17 protein-coding genes and 1 tRNA gene are annotated in these 20,681 nt (G+C 40.6%); all 18 read right to left on the bottom strand.

The annotated features are described in order from the left end of the window. Positions 1 to 41: 41 nt before the first annotated feature. The 18 genes from smc to HMPREF2701_RS07960 all read right to left on the bottom strand — a co-directional run bounded on the left by smc (position 42) and on the right by HMPREF2701_RS07960 (position 20,670). Positions 42 to 3,581 (bottom strand): chromosome segregation protein SMC, encoded by a 3,540-nt coding sequence (gene smc, locus HMPREF2701_RS07875; RefSeq protein WP_070482705.1) that lies wholly within the window; start codon positions 3,579 to 3,581, stop codon positions 42 to 44. Then, positions 3,572 to 4,270 (bottom strand): ribonuclease III, encoded by a 699-nt coding sequence (gene rnc, locus HMPREF2701_RS07880; protein WP_000661487.1) that lies wholly within the window; start codon positions 4,268 to 4,270, stop codon positions 3,572 to 3,574. Before rnc ends, smc begins: the two co-directional genes overlap by 10 nt. 182 nt (positions 4,271 to 4,452) lie before the next feature. After that, positions 4,453 to 4,524 (bottom strand) — tRNA-Arg (locus HMPREF2701_RS07885). Positions 4,525 to 4,590: 66 nt separating this feature from the next. Next, entirely contained in the window at positions 4,591 to 5,577 is a 987-nt protein-coding gene (locus HMPREF2701_RS07890) for a GMP reductase (protein ID WP_033688898.1), read from the bottom strand. 173 nt (positions 5,578 to 5,750) lie between these two features. Beyond that, on the bottom strand, positions 5,751 to 7,067 hold the full coding sequence (locus tag HMPREF2701_RS07895) for an McrC family protein (protein ID WP_061589814.1): 1,317 nt from the start codon (positions 7,065 to 7,067) through the stop codon (positions 5,751 to 5,753). Further along, entirely contained in the window at positions 7,054 to 8,694 is a 1,641-nt protein-coding gene (locus HMPREF2701_RS07900; RefSeq protein ID WP_061589790.1) for an McrB family protein, read from the bottom strand. Before HMPREF2701_RS07900 ends, HMPREF2701_RS07895 begins: the two co-directional genes overlap by 14 nt. A gap of 152 nt (positions 8,695 to 8,846) precedes the next feature. After that, the gene (locus HMPREF2701_RS07905; protein ID WP_000160505.1) at positions 8,847 to 9,626 is read right to left on the bottom strand and encodes an L-threonylcarbamoyladenylate synthase; all 780 of its coding nucleotides are present in this window, start codon (positions 9,624 to 9,626) and stop codon (positions 8,847 to 8,849) included. A gap of 27 nt (positions 9,627 to 9,653) precedes the next feature. Continuing rightward, a complete protein-coding gene (leuD, locus tag HMPREF2701_RS07910; protein ID WP_061589791.1) occupies positions 9,654 to 10,247 on the bottom strand; it encodes a 3-isopropylmalate dehydratase small subunit in 594 nt (197 codons plus the stop codon). A gap of 9 nt (positions 10,248 to 10,256) precedes the next feature. Continuing rightward, on the bottom strand, positions 10,257 to 11,639 hold the full coding sequence (gene leuC / locus HMPREF2701_RS07915) for a 3-isopropylmalate dehydratase large subunit (protein WP_061589792.1): 1,383 nt from the start codon (positions 11,637 to 11,639) through the stop codon (positions 10,257 to 10,259). Positions 11,640 to 11,642: 3 nt separating this feature from the next. After that, positions 11,643 to 11,912, bottom strand: a complete 270-nt coding sequence (locus HMPREF2701_RS07920) for a DUF1294 domain-containing protein (protein ID WP_061589793.1) — start codon at positions 11,910 to 11,912, stop codon at positions 11,643 to 11,645. Further along, positions 11,909 to 12,946 (bottom strand): 3-isopropylmalate dehydrogenase, encoded by a 1,038-nt coding sequence (gene leuB / locus HMPREF2701_RS07925; RefSeq protein WP_061589794.1) that lies wholly within the window; start codon positions 12,944 to 12,946, stop codon positions 11,909 to 11,911. Before leuB ends, HMPREF2701_RS07920 begins: the two co-directional genes overlap by 4 nt. Positions 12,947 to 12,957: 11 nt before the next feature. Beyond that, positions 12,958 to 14,520, bottom strand: a complete 1,563-nt coding sequence (locus HMPREF2701_RS07930; protein WP_061589795.1) for a 2-isopropylmalate synthase — start codon at positions 14,518 to 14,520, stop codon at positions 12,958 to 12,960. 314 nt (positions 14,521 to 14,834) lie between these two features. Then, positions 14,835 to 15,491 carry an MmcQ/YjbR family DNA-binding protein gene (locus tag HMPREF2701_RS07935; protein WP_061589796.1) on the bottom strand — a complete coding sequence of 219 codons (657 nt, stop codon included), beginning with the start codon at positions 15,489 to 15,491 and terminating at the stop codon, positions 14,835 to 14,837. Between the two features lie 43 nt (positions 15,492 to 15,534). Then, complete coding sequence (locus HMPREF2701_RS07940; RefSeq protein ID WP_061589797.1) at positions 15,535 to 16,167, bottom strand: copper homeostasis protein CutC; 633 nt, start codon at positions 16,165 to 16,167, stop codon at positions 15,535 to 15,537. Positions 16,168 to 16,259: 92 nt separating this feature from the next. Continuing rightward, complete coding sequence (locus HMPREF2701_RS07945; protein WP_042751275.1) at positions 16,260 to 16,619, bottom strand: YbaN family protein; 360 nt, start codon at positions 16,617 to 16,619, stop codon at positions 16,260 to 16,262. 104 nt (positions 16,620 to 16,723) lie between these two features. Beyond that, positions 16,724 to 18,811: a type I DNA topoisomerase gene (topA, locus tag HMPREF2701_RS07950; RefSeq protein WP_061589798.1), complete on the bottom strand. Its 2,088-nt coding sequence runs from the start codon at positions 18,809 to 18,811 to the stop codon at positions 16,724 to 16,726. A 233-nt stretch (positions 18,812 to 19,044) separates the two neighbouring features. Further along, the gene (dprA, locus tag HMPREF2701_RS07955) at positions 19,045 to 19,893 is read right to left on the bottom strand and encodes a DNA-processing protein DprA (protein ID WP_061589799.1); all 849 of its coding nucleotides are present in this window, start codon (positions 19,891 to 19,893) and stop codon (positions 19,045 to 19,047) included. A gap of 87 nt (positions 19,894 to 19,980) precedes the next feature. Then, the gene (locus HMPREF2701_RS07960; protein WP_061589800.1) at positions 19,981 to 20,670 is read right to left on the bottom strand and encodes a sugar phosphate nucleotidyltransferase; all 690 of its coding nucleotides are present in this window, start codon (positions 20,668 to 20,670) and stop codon (positions 19,981 to 19,983) included. Positions 20,671 to 20,681: the final 11 nt, after the last annotated feature.

Below are 20,681 nucleotides of genomic sequence, written 5' to 3' on the forward strand. Positions count from 1 at the left end.
TAAAAAAATAGCACCTCCTAAGAGATGCTATCGTTTAGCGCTTAGTTTACTGTTTCTTCCAAATCTTTTAACTTAACCGAAACAATTTTTGAGACACCTGATTCTTGCATGGTCACTCCATAGATAGAATCGGCTGCTGCCATGGTTCCCTTACGGTGGGTTACGACGATAAACTGGCTGTCCTTATCAAAGCGGTTAAGGTAATCCCCAAAACGTTTAACATTGGCTTCATCTAACGCAGCCTCTACCTCATCTAAGATAACAAACGGGATAGTCTTAACTCGAATGATAGAGAAAAGCAAAGCAAGAGCAGAAAGAGCTTTTTCACCACCACTCATGAGGTTAAGCGACTGGATTTTCTTGCCTGGTGGTTGGACAGAAATCTCAACCCCAGCTGTCAGCAGGTCTCCCTCAGTCAAAATCAAGTCTGCTTGACCTCCGCCAAACATCTGCTTGAAGGTCACTTTAAAGGATTCACGAATAGCCTCAAAGGTTGATTTAAAGCGTTCCTTAACCTCATCATTCATCTCTGTGATAGTCTCAAGAAGCAGATTTTTCGCAGACAGAATATCATCTCGCTGGCTATTTAGGAAATCCAGACGGCTGTAGACTTCTTCATACTGTTCAATAGCGTCTAAATTGACAGGACCCAGTGAGCGAATAGCTTTCTCCAAATCCTTAACCTCTTGCTCAGCTAGATTGAGATTTTCCAATTCATGTGCATTTTCTAGAGCTTCAGTATAGCTAATCTGGTACTGGTCTGTTAATTGACTTTGTAGATGGCGCAAACGCTCGCTGACCTTTTCTTTCTTGGCTTCAGCACGAGTTTGCTTGCGAATCCACTCTTCATTCTGCTGACGAGCCTGATCCAAATGACTGGCAATATCATCCAGCTGACCTTCTATATCATCCAACTCAAACTGCTTACGAATCAAACCTTGTTGGAGATTTGTTTTCTGAGTTTTGGCTTCATCAGCCTGTTGACTGAGCAAATCCGTATCAACTTTCTCAAGATTATCAACCTTTTCTTGAAGGAGGCGCTGGATTTCCTCTTGTTCGATATCTAAATTATCCAATTCCTTGCCTAAACGCTCAATATCAGCCACTTCATAACGTTTTTGTCCTTGCAGTTCTGTCTTAAGCAATCGAGCTTGCGCCACATCTTCCTGCAAGTTTTGATAGCGTTCTTGGATGGCATTTTTGTTAGACTTAATCTCTTCAATCTCAGCTTCCAGATTTTGCTTGTCACTGGCGATAGTAGTAAGGCGCTCTTGGCATTTTTCCTTATCCGCTTGCCAATCTCCCTCAGAAAGACGATTTAATTCCTCTTCTTGGAGTTTCCAAAGAGTTTCTAATTCTTCGACTTGTTGACAAGTCTGCTGATAAGCGAGGGACAAACCTTGCTCCTGAATACGAGCCTGCTCTCCCTGAGATTTGATGGCTTCTAATCTTTCTGTCAATGAAACCAGTTCATCTTGCAAGGTCTTCAAACTCGCTTCATCTGAACGCAAGCTTGCTTCTTCTTTAGCAATTTCTTTTTGTAATTGCTCCAGTTCTGGCTTGATGAAAATGCTATTATTCTGACGATTAGCTCCACCTGCATAGGAACCACCTGTACGCAGCTCTGTCCCATCCAGTGTCACCATACGAACCTGATAACGAACCTGACGCGCTGCTGCACGCGCATGTTCCACGGTATCAAAAATAGCCGTCGTAGCTAGCAAGTTCTTGAAAATAGCTTCCAATCTAGTATCGAAAGTAACCAGCTCATCTGCCATACCCAGAAATCCTGGACTTGCAGCAATAGCATCTTGGTTCTGACTAGAAATCGTACGCGCCTTGATCGTTGTCAAAGGAAGGAATGTTGCACGACCAGCTCTGTTTCGTTTGAGGAAATCAATCGCCTTGGTTGCCGCCTGTTCATCTTCTACGATGATATGCTGACTGCTGGCTCCTAGCGCAATCTCTAAAGCAGTTTGATAATGCACATCAAAGGTCAGGTGCTCACTGACTGCCCCAATAATCCCACCAAGGCGGTCTTTTTCTTGGAGAACACTCTTAACACCTGCATAAAAGTTACTATGATTTCTCAGGATATTTTCCAAACTTTGGGCTCTAGCCTGCTTGTTTTTGAGACTATCCAGACGGTCAAAGAGTTGACTTTGTTGAGCTTGATAGGAAGTTTTCTGTTCCTCTTGCTCCTTGGAACAGATTTGGTAATCTGACAATAATTTCTGAACTTGCTCCTTGGCAGTTTCAAGCTCTTCTTTTTGATGACTAGCCTTCTCTTTAGCTGTAGCTAACTGTTCTTTCAACTTTTCTAGTTGATCTGCTTGTTTTTGAGAAAGCTGACGACTATTTTCCAATTCATTCTCAATACGGGTCAGATGGTTTGAGACATCCGCTTCTTCTTGTAAAAGAGATACAAAGCGTTCACGTAAGAGCTCAATCATCTGATCTGGATCGTCTGAAAAAGCCAGCAATTCAGCTTCTAAACGATTGAGTTTTTGATTATTTTGGACTAGATTTTCTTCTAACAGAGCTAAAGAGCTTTCCTTATCAGATTTTTCTTTGCTGAGTGAATTTCTCTTATCCTCCAAAGCAGCCAAACGAGCTTGTGCTTCCTGTTGATTCAGAGCTACTTGCTCAGATTCCAGTTTCGATAGGGCTAATTTTCTCTCTAAATCACTAATCAGACTGGTCAAATCCATCAAACTGACTTGGTCTTTGGCCATTTCAGCCTGTAAATCTTGGCGTTGCTTTTTAAGAGTTTGATTTTCTTCTTCTAATTTTTCACGCTTTTGGTAATAGCTCATCAAGAGTTCCTGAACCTGAGCTAACTCTTCTTCTGTCGAGTCTAGTTCAGCTTTATTTTCATTGATTTGAGCAACCAGAACGTCTAAATAAATAGCCTTGCGTTGTCCTTCCAAGTCTAGAAATTTACGAGCATTTTCAGCTTGCTTCTCAAGAGGCTTGATTTGATTGTCCAACTCGTAGATAATGTCCTCTAAGCGGTCTAAATTATCCTGAGTTTGTTGTAGTTTACTCTCAGTTTCTTTTCGACGAGTCTTGTATTTTAAAACTCCAGCAGCTTCTTCAAAAATAGCTCGGCGTTCCTCAGGCTTGGAGTTGAAAATCTCCTCAACCTTCCCTTGGGAAATGATAGAGAAGGAATCTCGTCCCAAACCTGTATCCAAGAAAAGATCATGAATATCACGCAGACGGACTTTCTTTCCGTCAATCTTGTATTCGCTATCTCCACTACGATAGATATGGCGTTCTACCCTGATTTCTTGTCCTGCATCCTTGATAAATCCGTCATGATTATCCAGAGTCACAACTACAGAAGCATAATTGAGAGGTTTGCGACTTTCGGTCCCAGCAAAGATAACATCCGGCATCTTGCCACCACGGAGACTCTTGACACTTGACTCCCCCAAGGCCCAACGCAGACTTTCTGTAATATTGGACTTTCCAGATCCATTGGGTCCAACAACTGCCGTCACACCTTGGTCAAAGACGACCTTGGTCTTATCAGCAAAAGACTTGAATCCCTGAATTTCGATTTCCTTTAAATACATGAATCCAGCCCTTTCTCAACGGCATTTTTTGCAGCTTCCTGCTCTGCTAGTTTCTTAGAACGACCTTGACCTTGACCAATGCTCTTACCTTCGACAAGAACTTCTACATCAAAGACCTTATCGTGGGCAGGACCCGTTTCAGAAATCACCTGATAACGAATAGCCACATCCCCATTGACTTGAAGTAACTCTTGGAGATGGGTTTTGTAGTCTGTAATCATCTCAAATTCGCCTGCTTCAACCTTAGGAATCATGACTTGATAGATAAATTCCTTGACCTTGGCCACATCCTTGTCCAAAAGGAGGGCACCAAGAAAAGCTTCAAAGGCATCACCAAGAATGGTGTCACGATTGCGTCCACCAGACTTTTCTTCCCCCTTACCCAGCTTGATAAACTGATCAAACTGGCAATCACGCGCAAAACCAGCCAAACTCTCCTCGCGGACAATCATGGCACGGAGTTTGGACAAATCACCCTCAGGTTTTTTAGGGTATTTTTTATACAGATATTCTGAAATCAATAACTGTAGAACAGCGTCTCCTAAAAATTCCAAGCGTTCATTGTGTGAAATTTTTAAGAGGCGGTGCTCATTGGCATAACTCGTATGAGTAAAGGCAGTCTCCAGTAAATTTTTGTCTGCAAATTCGATTGCAAAATGGTTCTTTAGTACAGTTTGTAATTCTTTCATACCAACCTCTTTCTAACTGATAACAGTCCTTTTTATTATATCAAAAAAAGCCCCCTGAGTCACTTTAAAACGGGACTGGAGAGCATTTGGGAATTCTTTAAAAAGAGATTTTCAGTTTTAAGGGCCAATTTAGGGCTGTGTAAAGAAAAAAGCCCTATTAAAGGCTTTTTAGGATGTTTACATCCACCCTGAGGGAATCGAACCCCCATCTCAAGAACCGGAATCTTACGTGATATCCATTACACTAAGGGTGGAAACTTGTTTTATTATAACAGAAATTTGCTTTAATAACAAGTTTTTTTCTAGTGAGATAGCCCGTCTTAGTGGGAAGCATCCCCATTCCAGATAGAGTTTTTCACGATCACATAATCAACGTGTTTAAGGTCAGCAACCTGACGTCCACCTGCATAGGAAATAGCACTTTGAAGGTCTTGTTCCATCTCAGTTAAAGTGTCTTGCAGATGACCTTTGGCAGGAAGCAAGATACGTTTGCCCTCCACATTTTTGTAAGCACCTTTTTGATATTGCGAGGCTGAACCGTAATATTCTTTGAACTGTTCACCATCGACTTCAATCGTTTTCCCTGGACTTTCGATGTGTCCTGCAAAGAGGGAACCAATCATGACCATGCTGGCACCGAAACGGATAGACTTGGCAATATCGCCGTGAGTACGAATTCCTCCATCAGCGATAATCGGTTTACGAGCAGCCTTAGCACACCAGCGTAGAGCAGCCAACTGCCAACCACCTGTACCAAAACCAGTCTTGACCTTGGTGATACAAACCTTACCAGGACCGATTCCAACCTTAGTCGCATCCGCACCAGCATTTTCCAATTCACGTACAGCTTCTGGTGTTCCCACATTTCCAGCAATGACAAAAGTATCTGGCAATTCTTTCTTGATGTGTTGAATCATAGAAATCACGCTATCTGCATGACCATGAGCAATGTCAATCGTGATGTATTCTGGAGCATCAGCCTTGAGCTGGCTAACAAAATCATACTCATAGTCTTTAACACCGACAGATATAGAAGCAATGAGACCTTGCTCGTGCATGCGTTTAATAAAAGGAATGCGTCCTTCCTCATCAAAACGGTGCATAATGTAGAAGTAGCCCCCTTTAGCTAGTTGCTCTGCTACATTTTCATCCAAAATCGTCTGCATATTTGCTGGTACAACAGGTAGTTTAAAGGTATGATTTCCTAGCGTGACACTTGTATCTGCTTCTGCACGGCTTTTAATCACACATTTATTTGGAATCAATTGAATATCTTCGTAATCAAAAATTGGAAATTCATTTAACATATCGATGTCTCGTTTCTTTTGTAATGACCTACCTATGCTTTCGCATCACTACGTCTTTTCCGACGTTTCCTTAATTTATTATAAACTAAAGTACAGTTTCTGTCAAATAATTTCATAAATTAAAATATATTGTTCGGTTTTTATTGTGTAAATAATAAAAGAAAGAGGAGAGATTATTTTCTCCCCACTTCGTTAGCAATATTCCTTTTAAATATTTCTTCGGAGTTTTCCAGCATTTCACAAAATTCACTATAAGATGAAGACTTCTGAGGAATTTGGATAGACCATTTCTTCAACAAAGCTCCATAACCTGCTAGCTTTCCTATCTCATTATCAACAACCTTGTCCTTGCTCGGAAAAACAAGACCAGCCTTCTCAGCTTTTAAAATATAAGAATAGGAAATCAGCTGGAATAAGTCCTCACGGTTGATTCCTTTTTCAGTCAATTCCAGTATTTTATACTTAGCATCTAATACTATTTTAAGCTCTTCTTGATAAAAATCTGGATATACTTTTCTTTCTTGACTAGAAAATACTGAAATTCCGTCCGTCTTATCTTTATTCCGTGGATGGATAAAATCTTTTGGCAACAAAGTATGAACATACTCTTCCCAAAGCCAGGCAACATCAAAAAGAATACCATGAATTTTTTGATCTTGATACCCTAAACCGTGCTTTTCTTGGTTTAGGATCATCAGACAAAGTTCTTGTAATTTTCTGTACTCGTGAAAGTATGCATGACGTAGAGGTTTAGATTGATTTACCCGAATAATCTTAGCACGATCAGCTAGTTTATAAGAGGGCGTTACACGCACGATTTCAGCTACGTTTTCACGACTAGTTGAGAGATTATCTAGTACCCCTTGACCAATGCTTTTCTGGTTCTTAATGTATTCAATAGTGTGACGGACCAACTGCATGAGGGGATTATCATAGGTGAACTCTCTCGTTGTGTAGGCAATATTTCCCGTGAAAGGAAGATTTTTATTGAGATGGTTTCTTACATCAATCACTCCCTTAACATTACTGTCATTATGAGAAAATCGATGGTATTCCTTATAAAGACCTTTTCGAATAGCAGCTTGTAGATACTTGGGGAAGAGATACATCAAAAGTTGATAAAGCCTCTCTTCACGAGACAAAGCAACATCTAAACTAGTGAGATTGATATTAAGAACCTTGTGTAAGAGATAATGCAAAAAATGGTCATTACTCTCATCAGAAAAACGAGAGGAAATCGTTAATCTTTCCTGACCACAACCCAGAAAACCAATCACATTTCCTGTCTTGATTTCCTGATTAACTGTTTCAAAGATTTTTTGGTCCTTTTCTAAGTCAGGAGAATTCTTTAAATCATTTGGAAAAATGAAAACACGTTCATCTTGGGATAGACTTTCCAAGGTTCTGTCTAAAAGAAGATTGCTTAGTTTAGGATATTCTTCAACAAATTCTTCTTTAACAATCTTGTGTTGATTATCAGTGATCCGCATCATCGTTTTCATCGCCTTCATTGTCATCAGCTACTGCCTGATCTTTTTGCTCATTCTTTGTCAGATCGAATGCTTTTTTCAATGTTTCTAGAGTTTCAGCTTCATCATAAGAACCACGTACATAATCTTCCAAAAGTGGTTTGAGATAATCAGACCAGAGTAATTCATAATCATAATCCAATTCTTTTAAATTACGGAAATAACTTGGTCCGATATGATAATGACTATTTAATTCCTGAACATTTTCAATAGCAGCATTCAAGTTTCTTAGTCGAGTCTTAGCTTCTTCAGCACGCTCACCTAGTTTTTCATCTAGAATGTGAAGTCGACTTTCAGCCGTAACTTCAACAAAGCGGAAACGACGACGCATAGCAAAATCAAAGGTATCTACTGAACGGTCTATGTCGTTCATAGTCCCGATGATATAGACATTTTCAGGAATATAAAACTTGTCATCGCTTTCGTGTAGATTAGCATATTGGGTAGAAACACTTCCCTTTTCGCCACGATAGTCAGGATCAATTGAGAAAAAGAGTTCTCCAAAAATCTTAGAAATCTCACCACGGTTGATTTCATCGATGATGAAGACAAAATTATCTTGACCTCCGGTTTTCTTAGCGTCTCTAGCTTTCTGACAAAACTTCTTAAAAATGCCATCTTGGAGCTTAAACTCAATAGCTCCATCCCCATTTGATACCGGTCTCAACCCCTCTACAAAATCCGTATAGTCATAAGATGGGTGAAACTGTACAAAGCCTATTTGATCTTCATTGCCACCTGTTAATTCTAAGGCAATTTCTTTAGCAAGGTATGTTTTTCCCGTCCCTGGCGCACCACGAAGGATGAGGTTTGGAGACTTTAATAGAGATTGAATTAATTGATGACGAAAATTGTTTGATGAATCCATTGTACTATTTTCTTCCTTATTTTCCATAAAGAGCTTAGAATACTCAAAAAGCATAGTTCCTAATTTCGATGGCTCCAACTCAGGATAAGTTTTGGACAACAGGTCAATTATTTTATGATTTTGCAGATAAGGTCCACCTTGAGTTGTTTGAGAAACAAAGTGGCTCCAAAATTCTTTTTGACTATTAATATTTACACCAAAGAAAGGATATCCCTCAGAATAGATACAAAGTAATTTTGTCACCATAGCAGAACGGCCAACAAATTCATTTGTTGATCTTTTCATATCAAAAATAGGATTTTCAAAATTAAAACGAATACCTTCTTTGATAATTTCATACAAATCTGATTTTAATTTTGAAAATCGCTGATCCAACTCTGAAAGCGGAATGACTTTATTACCTTGATCTTTATAACTCTTTGTTTTTTCATTCCAATAAATCCCGAATTTTGAAGCTGAGCCACCAGAAATTCCAAGAAATAGATTTTTGTATTTTCCCTTCTCAAGAGCGTAGCACAAAGACTTATTTTGCAGTCCCTTTCCTATTACATATTCATCGATTGATATTGTTAAAATCCTATTCAAAGGCCATTCCTGGAGAAACTCTTCTTTTAATTTATCATTAAACTTTTCACCAGCAGTTGCCTTATTTAATAACTCTTCTTTATTTAGACTATACCATTTATAAAAATCTTCTAAACTAACTTTTCTTTTCAGCATCAATCTTACTCCTTTTATAATAATGTTCGAATAAAAAACTATATATTTCACATATAGAATATCACATCTATATAAAAAAGAAAAGAAATTCTAAAGAAAAAGTCCAGTGTCAGGAGCTTCAATGTCTCATAACACTAGACTTCTTTTTTATCTTAATAATACTCTCCCTGACGGTAGTCCCATGAGTTAAAGGTATCTGACAGGTGCATCATAATTTTATCAATGTCAAGCCCTTTGCGGATCACAACTGGAGCTGGTGAAGTTGAACGTGCTCCTCCTTGTTCTGGGATGAGTTTGCCGTCTTTATCGACCATAGAGACCATCACGCCTTGCTCGTAGCGAGTTTCAATGGTTTTGTCAGGCTGGATAGATGCCACATAGTCGTCTGCTTCAATGACAAGGTCCACTGCTCCTTCGATACGTTCTCCGATACCTTCTACCTTACCACGGTTTCCTTTTCCAGATGGGTTTGCAGATGAGGCATAGACCATCTTGCCTTCTTCCCAAAGCTTGGCAGCCAATTGTTCACCAGCTTTCCCAAATTTAATAACGAAACAGCTAGTACCACGCACGTCCGTCATGAGTTCTTCACGGCCATCCCCGTATGCTTTGAGTTTTTCAAAGGCTTCTGGTTTCCATGGAAGGATACAACCAAGAAGAATGTCTTCGTCCCAATGTTTTTGGTAAAAGGCTTCAATTTCTGGGTTGAGTTGTGCTAAAGCGCGAAGCTCATCCATGCTACCGCAGAGAACGACACCTGGTTTGTTACGGTTACGTTCTTTAGCTTCAAACTTACGTTCAAGACCAGCCTTATCACTAGTCATGATGATGTAACCAACTTTTGTAGGGCAAACAATACAACCGCCCTCACCTTTTAAAATATCATATCCTTCTTGTGAAAGTGTTCCGTTCCATTGAATGTGTTTTGTCATAGTTCTATTTCCTTTTCTATTTTTCTTCTAATCCTGCCAGTAGGCTGGTCGTTGTTTTTCATAAGCAGCAATCAAATCTTCATACTGCAAGGTAATACCGATATCATCCAAACCATTTAAGAGTTTGTGTTTCCACTCACTATCGATTTCAAAAGTGAATTCTCCAATTGGTGAGATGATTTTTTGTCGTTCCAAGTCCACGGTTACCTGGTCAGTCGGTTTGAGCTGGGCTAGCTTTTCTCTAACCTCTTTAGGCTGAACAATTGGTAACATGCCATTATTGAGTTCATTATTGTAATGAATATCACCGAAAGACCCTGCAATCACGACTTTAAAACCATAGTCCGCTAGAGCCCAAGCTGCGTGTTCTCTGGACGATCCTGCGCCAAAGTTATCCCCTGATATGAGAATACTGGCTTTGCGATATTCAGGTCGGTTAAAGACAAAGTCTGGGTCCTCAGTATACTTATCATCCAGATAACGCCAAGCATACATGAGGTACTTACCAAAGCCTTTTTTATCAATTAACTTGAGAAACTGCTTGGGAAGGATTTGGTCAGTGTCAATGTTATCATTCATAAGAGGAACAGTCGTTCCCGTATAAACTGTAAATTTCTCCATATCCTCTCCTTACTGGGCTTCTGGCATTTGCCGAACATCTACGAAACGCCCTGCAATAGCTGCCGCAGCTGCCATAGCTGGACTACAGAGATGAGTCTTAGCGCCAAAGCCTTGTCTGTCTTCAAAGTTTCGATTGCTGGTTGAGGCGCAGTGAACACCATCAGGGACCTTGTCCGGATTCATCCCTAGGCACATGGAGCAACCCGGGTCTCTCCACTCAAAGCCAGCATCTAGAAAGACCTTGTCCAAGCCCAACTTCTCAGCAGCTCGTTTCACAGGACGAGAGCCCGGAACCACGATAGCCGTTAAGTTAGGAGCAATTTTCTTCCCTTTAACAAATCGCGCAGCCAGTTGCAAATCACTGAGTCGAGCATTGGTACATGAACCTATAAAGATATATCCTAGTTCAATATCCGCTGGCTTTTGACCAGGTTCCAAATCCATATAATTGTAGGCTCGTTCATCATTCATATCCTTAATTTCTGGGAAACTACTGTCAAAGTCAACCCCCATAGCAGGGTTGGTTCCCCAGGTAACCATAGGAGCAAGGTCTGAGATATCCATCTGGATCACCTTATCGTAAACAGCATTATCATCACTGACAATTGTTTTCCAATCCGCCACAGCCTCTTCAAAGTCCTCTGGAACACATTCTCGTCCCTTGAGATAATCATAGGTGGTTTGGTCCGGATTCATGATTCCCATCTTAGAGCCAAACTCGATGGACATATTGCAGATGGTCATTCGTTCTTCCATACTCAGTTCATCAATAGCTTGTCCACGATATTCCACCACATAGCCAACACCGCAAGCAACACCGTACTTGGCAATCAAGGCTAAAATGAAATCCTTGGAATAAACTCCTTTTTGAGGAACACCAGTGAATTCTACCAACATTTTCTTGGGTTTAACCTGCCAGAGGGTCTGGGTAGCGAAGACATGCTCGACCTCACTAGTTCCAATTCCAAAGGCGATCGCTCCGAAAGCTCCGTGAGTTGCCGTATGGCTGTCTCCACAGACAATGAATTTCCCCGGTTGGGTCCGTCCTGTTTCTGGACCAACCATATGAACTATCCCCTGCTTTTCAGAACCGTGGGCTGCATGTTCAATCCCAAACTCCTCAACATTTTCAGCCAGCTTATCAATTTGAGCCTTGGAAATTACATCTCGAATATCATAGATATTGACAGTTGGTACATTGTGGTCAAAGGTGCCAAATGTCAAGTCTGGTCGTCTCAATCTGCGACCTGCATCTCGCAAACCTTGAAAAGCTTGAGGACTGGTCACTTCATGAATATAGTGCTGGTCCACATACATGAGTTGGGGTTGCCCCTCTTCTCCCGTGATGACATGACGGTCCCATAATTTATCAAAAATTGATTTTCCTGCCATCCATTACCTCCAAATAACATATAAGGCTACTAGTGTGGTCACCATCCCAAGAAACCAAACTGTTTTAAAATACCATTTTCGAGTCTTGTGATGAAAGGTGATTCCTGCTAGCCAGGCACCAAAACCACCACAAGCAAAGGCTAAAATGAGTAAGATTTTCTCTGGGATGCGCCAAGCTCTTCTCCTTGCCTTGGATTTGTCAATGCCATAAATCAAGAAAATCATGACATTCCAAATCAAAAGGACTAGAGTAATTTTTTCGTCTAACTTCATAACCTTGCAATAATGGCTTCTGTCATTTCCTTGGTAGAAGCCTGTCCACCTATATCTCTTGTTAAAACACCAGCTGCCAGACTTGCCTCAACAGCACGCTCGACACGCTCTGCATCCTCATAACGTCCGAAACTATCTCTCAACATCATGGCAACTGATAAAATCATGGAAATAGGATTGGCAATTCCTTGACCTGCAATATCAGGCGCTGAACCGTGAATGGGTTCATAGAGACTTGGGCCATTTTCAGAATGACTGGCTGATGGCATAACCCCAAGTGTGCCAGATAAAACGCTTGATTCATCTGAGAGAATATCTCCGAAAAGATTTTCTGTCACAATGACATCAAACTTAGCAGGATTGGTAATCATGAGCATGGCAGCTGAGTCCACTAACTGGTATTCCAAGGTCACATCTGGGAAATCCTGTGAGACCTTCTCAGCTACTTTCCGCCAGAGTTTTGATGTTGCCAACACATTTTGCTTATCAATACTAGTAACGATTTTTCTCCGACTTCTTGCGATTTCAAAGGATTTGCGAATAATCCGTTCCACTTCCTCATAGCTATAGTCGTTGATATCACGCGCTTTGCACTCTTCAAGGATATGATCTCCAAAGTAAATCCCGCCTGTCAACTCACGCACCACGACAAAGTCTACACCAGCAATTCGTTCCGGTTTGAGTGGTGACAAATGCTTGAGACTGTCAAAGATTTTTACAGGGCGAATATTGGCATAGAGATTGAGTTCCTTACGGAGAGCCAACAAGCCTTGTTCAGGCCGAACTGCTGCTCCATCATACCGAGGACTACCGATAGCCGCTAGGAGAATGGCATCTGCTTCACGACATACCTTGAGGGTTTCATCAGGTAAGGGATGCCCTGCAGCATCGATACCTGCACCTCCAAAAGGTCGTCTATCAATCTCATAGTCAAAACCTGTTTTTTCAGCTAGGGCTTCCAGAACCTCTAAACCAGCCTCCATAATTTCTGGGCCGATTCCGTCCCCTGCTAGAGCTACTATTTTCTTTGTCATAGCCTTCTCCTTTACACACTAGGCATATCGCGGTAAGAAACACTGCGTCCCATCTCACCAGCATTCTCTTTTTGAACAAAGGTATTGGCATTGATATAGGCAATAGCCGAAGCCTTCAACACATCGAAATCAAGCCCTGCTGCATTAAAGATGGTTTCTGTATCTCTGTTTTCAACAGTGACCAAGACCCGAGCTTGAGCATCGATTCCATCTGTCACCGCATCTATAGTGTAGGATACCAAGCGGACAGATTGGTTAAAGAACTTATCGATAGCGTTAAAGATTGCTTCAACAGAACCTTGCCCTGTCGCATTAAATTCGACTTTCTCACCATCCATATTGGCTAGGCTAACGAGTGCTTCAATGTCATTATCTGCATGGGTTTGCAGTTGTAAATCATCAAAATGGAAGCCTTCTGGATTTTCAACCATGGTTCCAGCTACCAGAGCACGAATATCTGCATCTGTGATTTCTTGCTTTTTATCAGCCAGCGCCTTGAACTTAGCAAAGAGTGGTTTGATATCCTCTTCTGAAAAGTCTAGGGCCAATTCTCTTAGTTTTTCAACAAAGGCATGGCGACCAGACAATTTTCCAAGTGGAAGACTATTACTCTTAACACCGACTAATTCAGGAGTGATGATTTCATAGGTAAGAGGATTTTTAAGGACTCCATCTTGGTGAATACCAGATTCGTGAGAGAAGGCATTGCCACCAACCACAGCCTTGTTTTTAGGAACTGGAATACCAGAGAAGCGAGAAACCATTTCTGACGTATTGATGGTTTCATTTAAAACAATACTGGTTTCTGCTTGGTAGTAATCTTGGCGAATATTGAGAGCCACTGCAATTTCTTCAAGAGCAGCATTCCCAGCTCTCTCACCTATTCCGTTGATAGTTCCTTCGACACGTCCTGCCCCATTCTTGACAGCAGCAAGGCTATTAGCCACTGCCATTCCAAGGTCATCATGACAGTGAGGTGAATAGATAATCTGACGATCTGTCTTGACATTCTCAATCAAGTGTTTGAAGATGGCTCCGTACTCTTCTGGAGTGGTGAATCCAACCGTATCAGGAATATTGATATAAGTCGCACCTGCATCAACCGCTGTTTGAACAACTTGCAAGAGGAAATTCAACTCTGTTCTGGTCGCATCCTCTGGAGAGAATTCAACCACTTCAAACTTAGAACGGGCATAAGAAACATGCTCTTTAATAGCTTCCAAAATCTCTTCCTTGCTCTTATTGAGCTTATATTTGCGGTGAATCGGACTGGTAGCAATAAAGACGTGAACCTGTGGATACTTAGCGTCCTTGAGGGCCTCATAACAAGCATCAATATCAGACTTGACAGAGCGTGCCAAACCAGTCACTGCCGTTTTCTTCAATACCTTAGCGATCTCCTGAACTGCTGTAAATGAATCAGGACTAGCCGCTGGAAAACCAGCTTCGATGGCTGAAATACCCCATTTCTCCAACTGTCTTGCTATGGCAATTTTTTCCTTGATTGAAAAATTAACGCCCGGTGTCTGTTCTCCGTCCCGAAGGCTGGTATCTAGAAATTCAACTGTTCTCATAAAGATCTCCCCTTTTCCAAATGTGGTTTTAAAAAAACATCTCGCTCAGAAGTCCAAGCGAGATGTTGATTCACTCCCGCTTGGTAAGCCAAACAGGACTAATGCTTTTTGCACTAGCCCGAGTACCTCAACAACAAAGCGAATTGATTAAACTTAGCTGTTTTCATGTTTGACTTTCTCCTTCGTTTGATATCTTGTTTAGTATTTTAGCATAGGCAAAAGTACTTGTCAAGAAAAAATCCAATATTTTCTGAAAATTTCTTCAGTAGAGAATATTTTGCTAATTGAAAGTTCTTGAAAAATATTGAAATGTTTCATTTTTTAGTGGTTAAGTTCCAACTTTTTTCTATCAATTCTAGCACTTCTTCATCTGATAAAGCATCATCAAGCGCCACACTAATCCAGTAGCGTTTGTTCATATGAAAAGCTGGATAAATACCTTTATTTAAAAGTAAATCAGCTACTTGGTCATGTTTGAGGTTGACTGCTTCCACCTGTCCTTCTCTGCCCTTTTCCAACTTATCCCAAGAGATTTTCATCAAGACGGCATACCACTTTTTATTGCCTTCGTGTCTTAACACTGCTGTATCAGGTGATTTTTCCCACAGATACTCCAGCTGATTACCATACTTTTCTTGAACTTTAGTCATGATTCGTTTAGTCTGAGGACAGATAAAATCTTGCACATCAAAACAAGCCTTCCGAATCTGGTAAAGAATCTCCAGACAAGCCTCACGGACACTTGCAACAAAACTTCCTTTAAAACTTTCCATATGGACTTGAGGATAGAGGTCACCAGTCTCATGGTCAAAGACTTGAAAACTCACATTATCAGCAGTGATGGATACAGTCATGACAAAGTCACCTTGCAAAATCTGGCAACTATAGGTCCAGACTCCACTATTTTCTACAAAACCATAGGCAAAAGCTTTTTCTTGATTAAACTGATAGGATTTAAATATTTCAAACATAAGCGAAAACTGCTACCCAAGGCTAGCAGTTCCTTTCTATTTTTTAAAAGATAACCTTAGTTCCATGTAATTGTGTCACGCCAAGCTGGTCTATAAAGGTTTGACGGTTGTCAAGGCCAATCCCCCCACCTGGTAGAATTTCAATCTTACCTTTAGCGTGCTCTAAAATTCTGTGATAGTGAGCAAAACGTTTGTCTAGAGAGTCGCCAGATACACCAGCGCGAGTCAGGATACGAGTGACACCAGCTTGGCTGAGCCAGTCAATAGCTTCTAACTGGTCTTCTTCGCTCAATTCATCAAAGGCCATGTGAAAGACAATTTCCATTCCTTTTGATGCAGCTATTAACTTCTCAAGATTAGGCTTATCCAACTTCTTATCAGCAGTTAAAACCCCAAATACAACCCCTTGACTTCCAGCCTGAGCGGTCAACCGAATGTCTTCTAACATGATATCAATTTCTAGGTCATTATAGACAAAGTCGCCACCACGTGGACGAATCATGGTCATGATGGTCGTATCGTAGTTAGCTGCCAATTCAACCGCTGCCTTGGTCACTCCATAGCTGGGAGTTGTCCCACCAACTGCTAGATTGTCACAGAGTTCGATTCGACGAGCTCCAGCCTGCATCGCTTTTTCAAGCAAGGTCACATTTTCAGCACAAAATTCGTAAATCATTTGATTCTCCTTGAAGATTACTTTAAATTTATTATATCATATTATTGTAAATATGCTTTCAATTTTATCAAGGCAAATAACTACTGTTTTAACTATTCTTTGTCTGGAATGACCTTGAAGAGATAATAGGTGATAAAGATGGTCAAAGCTCCCAGACCGATTTTTACTGGTAAAAGAGGGGCAAAATAAATGGAAATTCCCATCAAGATGTAGATAGATACGATGATTTTTTTCTTTCGTTCACGCGCAATGGACTTGGTCTCGCGAAAATCAGCTACATATGCTTGATAGAGCTTGGTATGATAAAGCCAATCTTCGAAGCGCTTGGAACTTCTTGAGAAACAAGCAATAGACAACAAAAGAAAAGGCGTTGTAGGCAACAAGGGTAAAACAACCCCAACAATAGCCAAGACCAGTGATAAAAAACCAATTATCAGATAAATAATACGCATAACTTCTCCTAGTTAAAATAATCTTCTTCTAGTTTCGCATACAATGGTGAATCTTGTCAAGTTCTAACCAAAAGAGCCTGAAATTAACTTTCAGGACTCTCCTCTTATTTAATCTTTTCTTCTTCGTAGTCGCCATTACTACATACAACCTGCTTGCCACCACCACGGACTTTTTTCTCCATGAGGAAGTTGCCACATTTTGGACAGTCACGACCAACAGGCTTGTCCCAAGAGGTAAATTCACAGTCTGGATAGCGATTGCAACCATAGAAGAGGCGGTTACGTTTGGTTTTACGCTCAATGATTTGTCCCTGATGACAACTTGGACACTCAACACCAATCTCTTTCACGATTGCTTGGGTATGACGGCAATCTGGGAAATTGCTACAAGCGTAGAACTTACCAAAACGACCAAGTTTAATAACCATTGGACTGCCACACACTTCACAATCAAATCCAGCTGGTTCATCCTTGATCTGGATTTTTTCCATTTCTTCTTCAGCCTTGGCCACTTCTTTAGAGAATGGTTTGTAAAAGGAGTCTATAACACGTTGCCACTGCTCTTTTCCGACTTCGACATCATCCAGCTTGCCTTCCATTTCAGCTGTAAAGGTTACGTTTACGATATCTGGGAAATATTCAACGATGAGCTTGTTGACAATTTCCCCCAACTCTGTCGGTTCAAAACGTTTGGATGCAAGGCGAACATAATAACGTTTCTGAATGGTTTCAATGGTTGGCGCGTAGGTTGACGGACGTCCAACTCCATTTTCCTCCAAGGTCTTGATAAGGGTCGCTTCAGAATAACGGGCAGGTGGTTGGGTGAAATGTTGCTCTGGTTTGCTATTGACCTGTTTGACCACATCTCCCACAGCCATATCTGGTAACATCTTATTCTTGTCAGAATCATTATAAATGGCAAGATAACCATCAAACTTAACCTGACTACCATTTGCAGCAAATTGAACTCCATTTTGAGACAATTTAACAGCCATGGTATCAAAGACAGCAGCTGTCATCTGGCTAGCTACAAAACGATTCCAGATAAGGGTATAAAGCTTGAGCTGATCCTTGTCCAGATACTTAGCAATACTTTCAGGTGTATTAAAGACGCTAGACGGGCGAATCGCCTCGTGGGCATCCTGAGCTCCAGAAGCATTTTTAACCTTGCTACCATGCTTAGAATACTTGCTACCAAAACGATCCGTAATGAAACTTGCTGCTTCGTTCTGCGCTACAGGACTGATACGAGTCGAATCGGTACGCATATAGGTAATCAAACCTTGCACACCAGAACCAATATTAATCCCTTCATAAAGCTGTTGGGCAACCATCATGGTTTTTCGAGTACGGAAATTGATTTTATTGGCAGCATCCATCTGCATAGATGAAGTAGTATAAGGTAAAGGAGCATTGCGTTTGCGCTCTTTCTTATCCACCTGATCCACTGAAAAATCTTTACCAGTCAGACGAGACAAGACTTCCTTGACCTCATCATTACTAGTCAGTTTCAGCTTTTTACCATCGACACCATAGAAGGAAGCCTGAAATTGCTTGGTTCCCTTTTTAAAGACACCATCAATTGTCCAATATTCTTCTGGTTGGAAGGCATTAATTTCATTCTCACGGTCAATGATTAACTTAAGCGCAATAGACTGAACGCGACCTGCTGACAAGCCCTTCTTGACCTTTTTCCACAAAATAGGCGAAATCGAATAGCCTACCAAGCGATCCAAGACACGACGAGCCTGTTGTGCATCGACCAAGTCCATATCAATCTTGCGTGGTTCTTTAAAAGCATTTTTGACCGCATCCTTGGTGATTTCATTGAAGACCACACGGTTGGCATCATTTTCATCTAAGTTGAGAATATGGGCCAAATGCCAAGAAATCGCTTCTCCTTCACGGTCCGGGTCACTCGCCAGAAAGACTTTATTAGCTTTTTTGGCTTCTTTTTTCAAGTCATTGATAAGAGGACCTTTGCCTCGGATATTGATATATTGCGGTTCGTAATTATTTTCAATATCGACTGACATACTGGATTTCTTCAAATCACGGATATGCCCGACACTGGCTAAAACCTTATAGTTTCTGCCTAGATATTTTTCAATCGTCTTGGCCTTAGCAGGCGACTCCACGATTACTAGATTTTTTTTAACTGTTGATTTTTTCTTTTTTGTTGCCGTAGCCACAGTATCACACCTTTTCAAAGTAATAAACTTTATAAAGTGTAAACCATTTTGCCATAACTGTCAAGACTTAGCTCCTATATATAGAAGAAAAGTTTGTCTAGTAAGCGGACTTTCTTCTTATACTCAATGAAAATCAAAGAGCAAACTAGGAAGCTAGCCGCAGGCTGCTCAAAACACTGTTTTGAGGTTGCAGATGGAAGCTGACGTGGTTTGAATTTGATTTTCGAAGAGTATTAAAATTCAAATTCCGCAAGCACATCTTGCCCACTTGTGACCAATTTTGCCCCTTCTTGAATCAAATGATGGCAACCGTCTGATAATCCATCTAAAATACTTCCAGGAATAGCAAAAACATCGCGTCCTTCTTCCATTGCTCTCTCACAAGTAATGAGGCTACCTGAGCGCATCTTAGCCTCTGCTACGATAACACCTCGACAAAGTCCAGCGATGATGCGATTACGGGCAGGAAAATGAAATTTCAGAGGTTGTTCGCCAGGTCCATATTCACTGAGAACCAGATGGTCATTGCCGATGTAGTCTTGCAAGCGTTTATTGGCTTTAGGATAAAACACATCCAGTCCTGTTCCAATCACTGCAATGGTTTTTCCGCCATTCTGCAGGGCTGCCATATGAGCTGCTGTGTCAATGCCCTTGGCTAATCCACTGACTATAACCAGTTCATTTTCCAAGCCCTGAATGACTTTTTCAACTGACTTAACTCCCTGTTTGCTACAAGCACGACTTCCTACGACTGCTACCTTCGGGAATTTCAAGAGATCAAGATTTCCCTTGTAAAATAATAGTACAGGCGCATCATATATTTCACTCAAATCCCAAGGATAACAGTCATCTAAAATAGAGAAAGATGGAAATTTTTGAAACTCCTTCTCCAAATGCGTATCGTCTATCTGAAAATAACGTTCCATAAAAACAGCTGGATTTCGGCAACCTGATATATCTGCAATATCACCTAACAACAGTTCTTGATCAACATTTTCACCGTATTCTAGGACATTCAAAATCTGTTGATTGGTCAAACCTGATTTTTTTAACTTATAGATTTCATAGTTTGTGATTTTCATAAATATCTCCATTTCTTTTTCTACTCATCTATTTATTCGTAAAAAATCAAAAAAACATCCGACTATTTTAGCCAGATGTTGGAATCTTTAATTTTCGTTTTTAAGAATTTCTTCCAATTTATGATAGTCTTGGACACTATCGATTTCATAGATGCTATTGCCTTCTAATTCTTCAACATAGACATCTAGCTCTTTGATGTTATCCTTAACCATATTGTCCCAGTAGAGATCAACAAATTCACCACTTGCATAGGCCTTGTCGATAAAGCTGACAATCTTTTCTGCAGTTGGAGCATCCCAGAAGGATACACCACTAAGGATGCGACCTGCCTTGCTATCAACAATAATGTCTTGAACTTTGTAGTCATCGCCATAGACTAAGAACCATTCATTAGTACAATCTTCACGATAGACACTAAAATAAGTCGAACGTGTCAAATCATTACGGAACATATTTTTAAAGAGATAGTTATCTGCATCAATAACATAACTGTTTGCCAATTCTTCTTTTACAAGATAGAGAGAGTAAAAGTTATTGTAATCAGCGTATTTATCATTGAAAACGAGTCGAACTCCGTATTTTTCTTTTAAGTAATCGAATTGTTCTTTAAGGTAACCAACGATGATGATGATATCATTGATTCCTTTTTCTTTGAGAAACTCAATTTGGTATTCAATCAAAGGTTTTTCATTAACCTGAACCAAGGCTTTAGGGGTATTTTCAGTCATAGGACGCAAGCGAGTTCCCAATCCCGCTGCTAAGATGATAGCTTTCACACGAATCTCCT

It is taken from the genome of Streptococcus sp. HMSC077D04 (genome assembly GCF_001808785.1).
GTDB classification, from domain to species: domain Bacteria; phylum Bacillota; class Bacilli; order Lactobacillales; family Streptococcaceae; genus Streptococcus; species Streptococcus mitis_BX.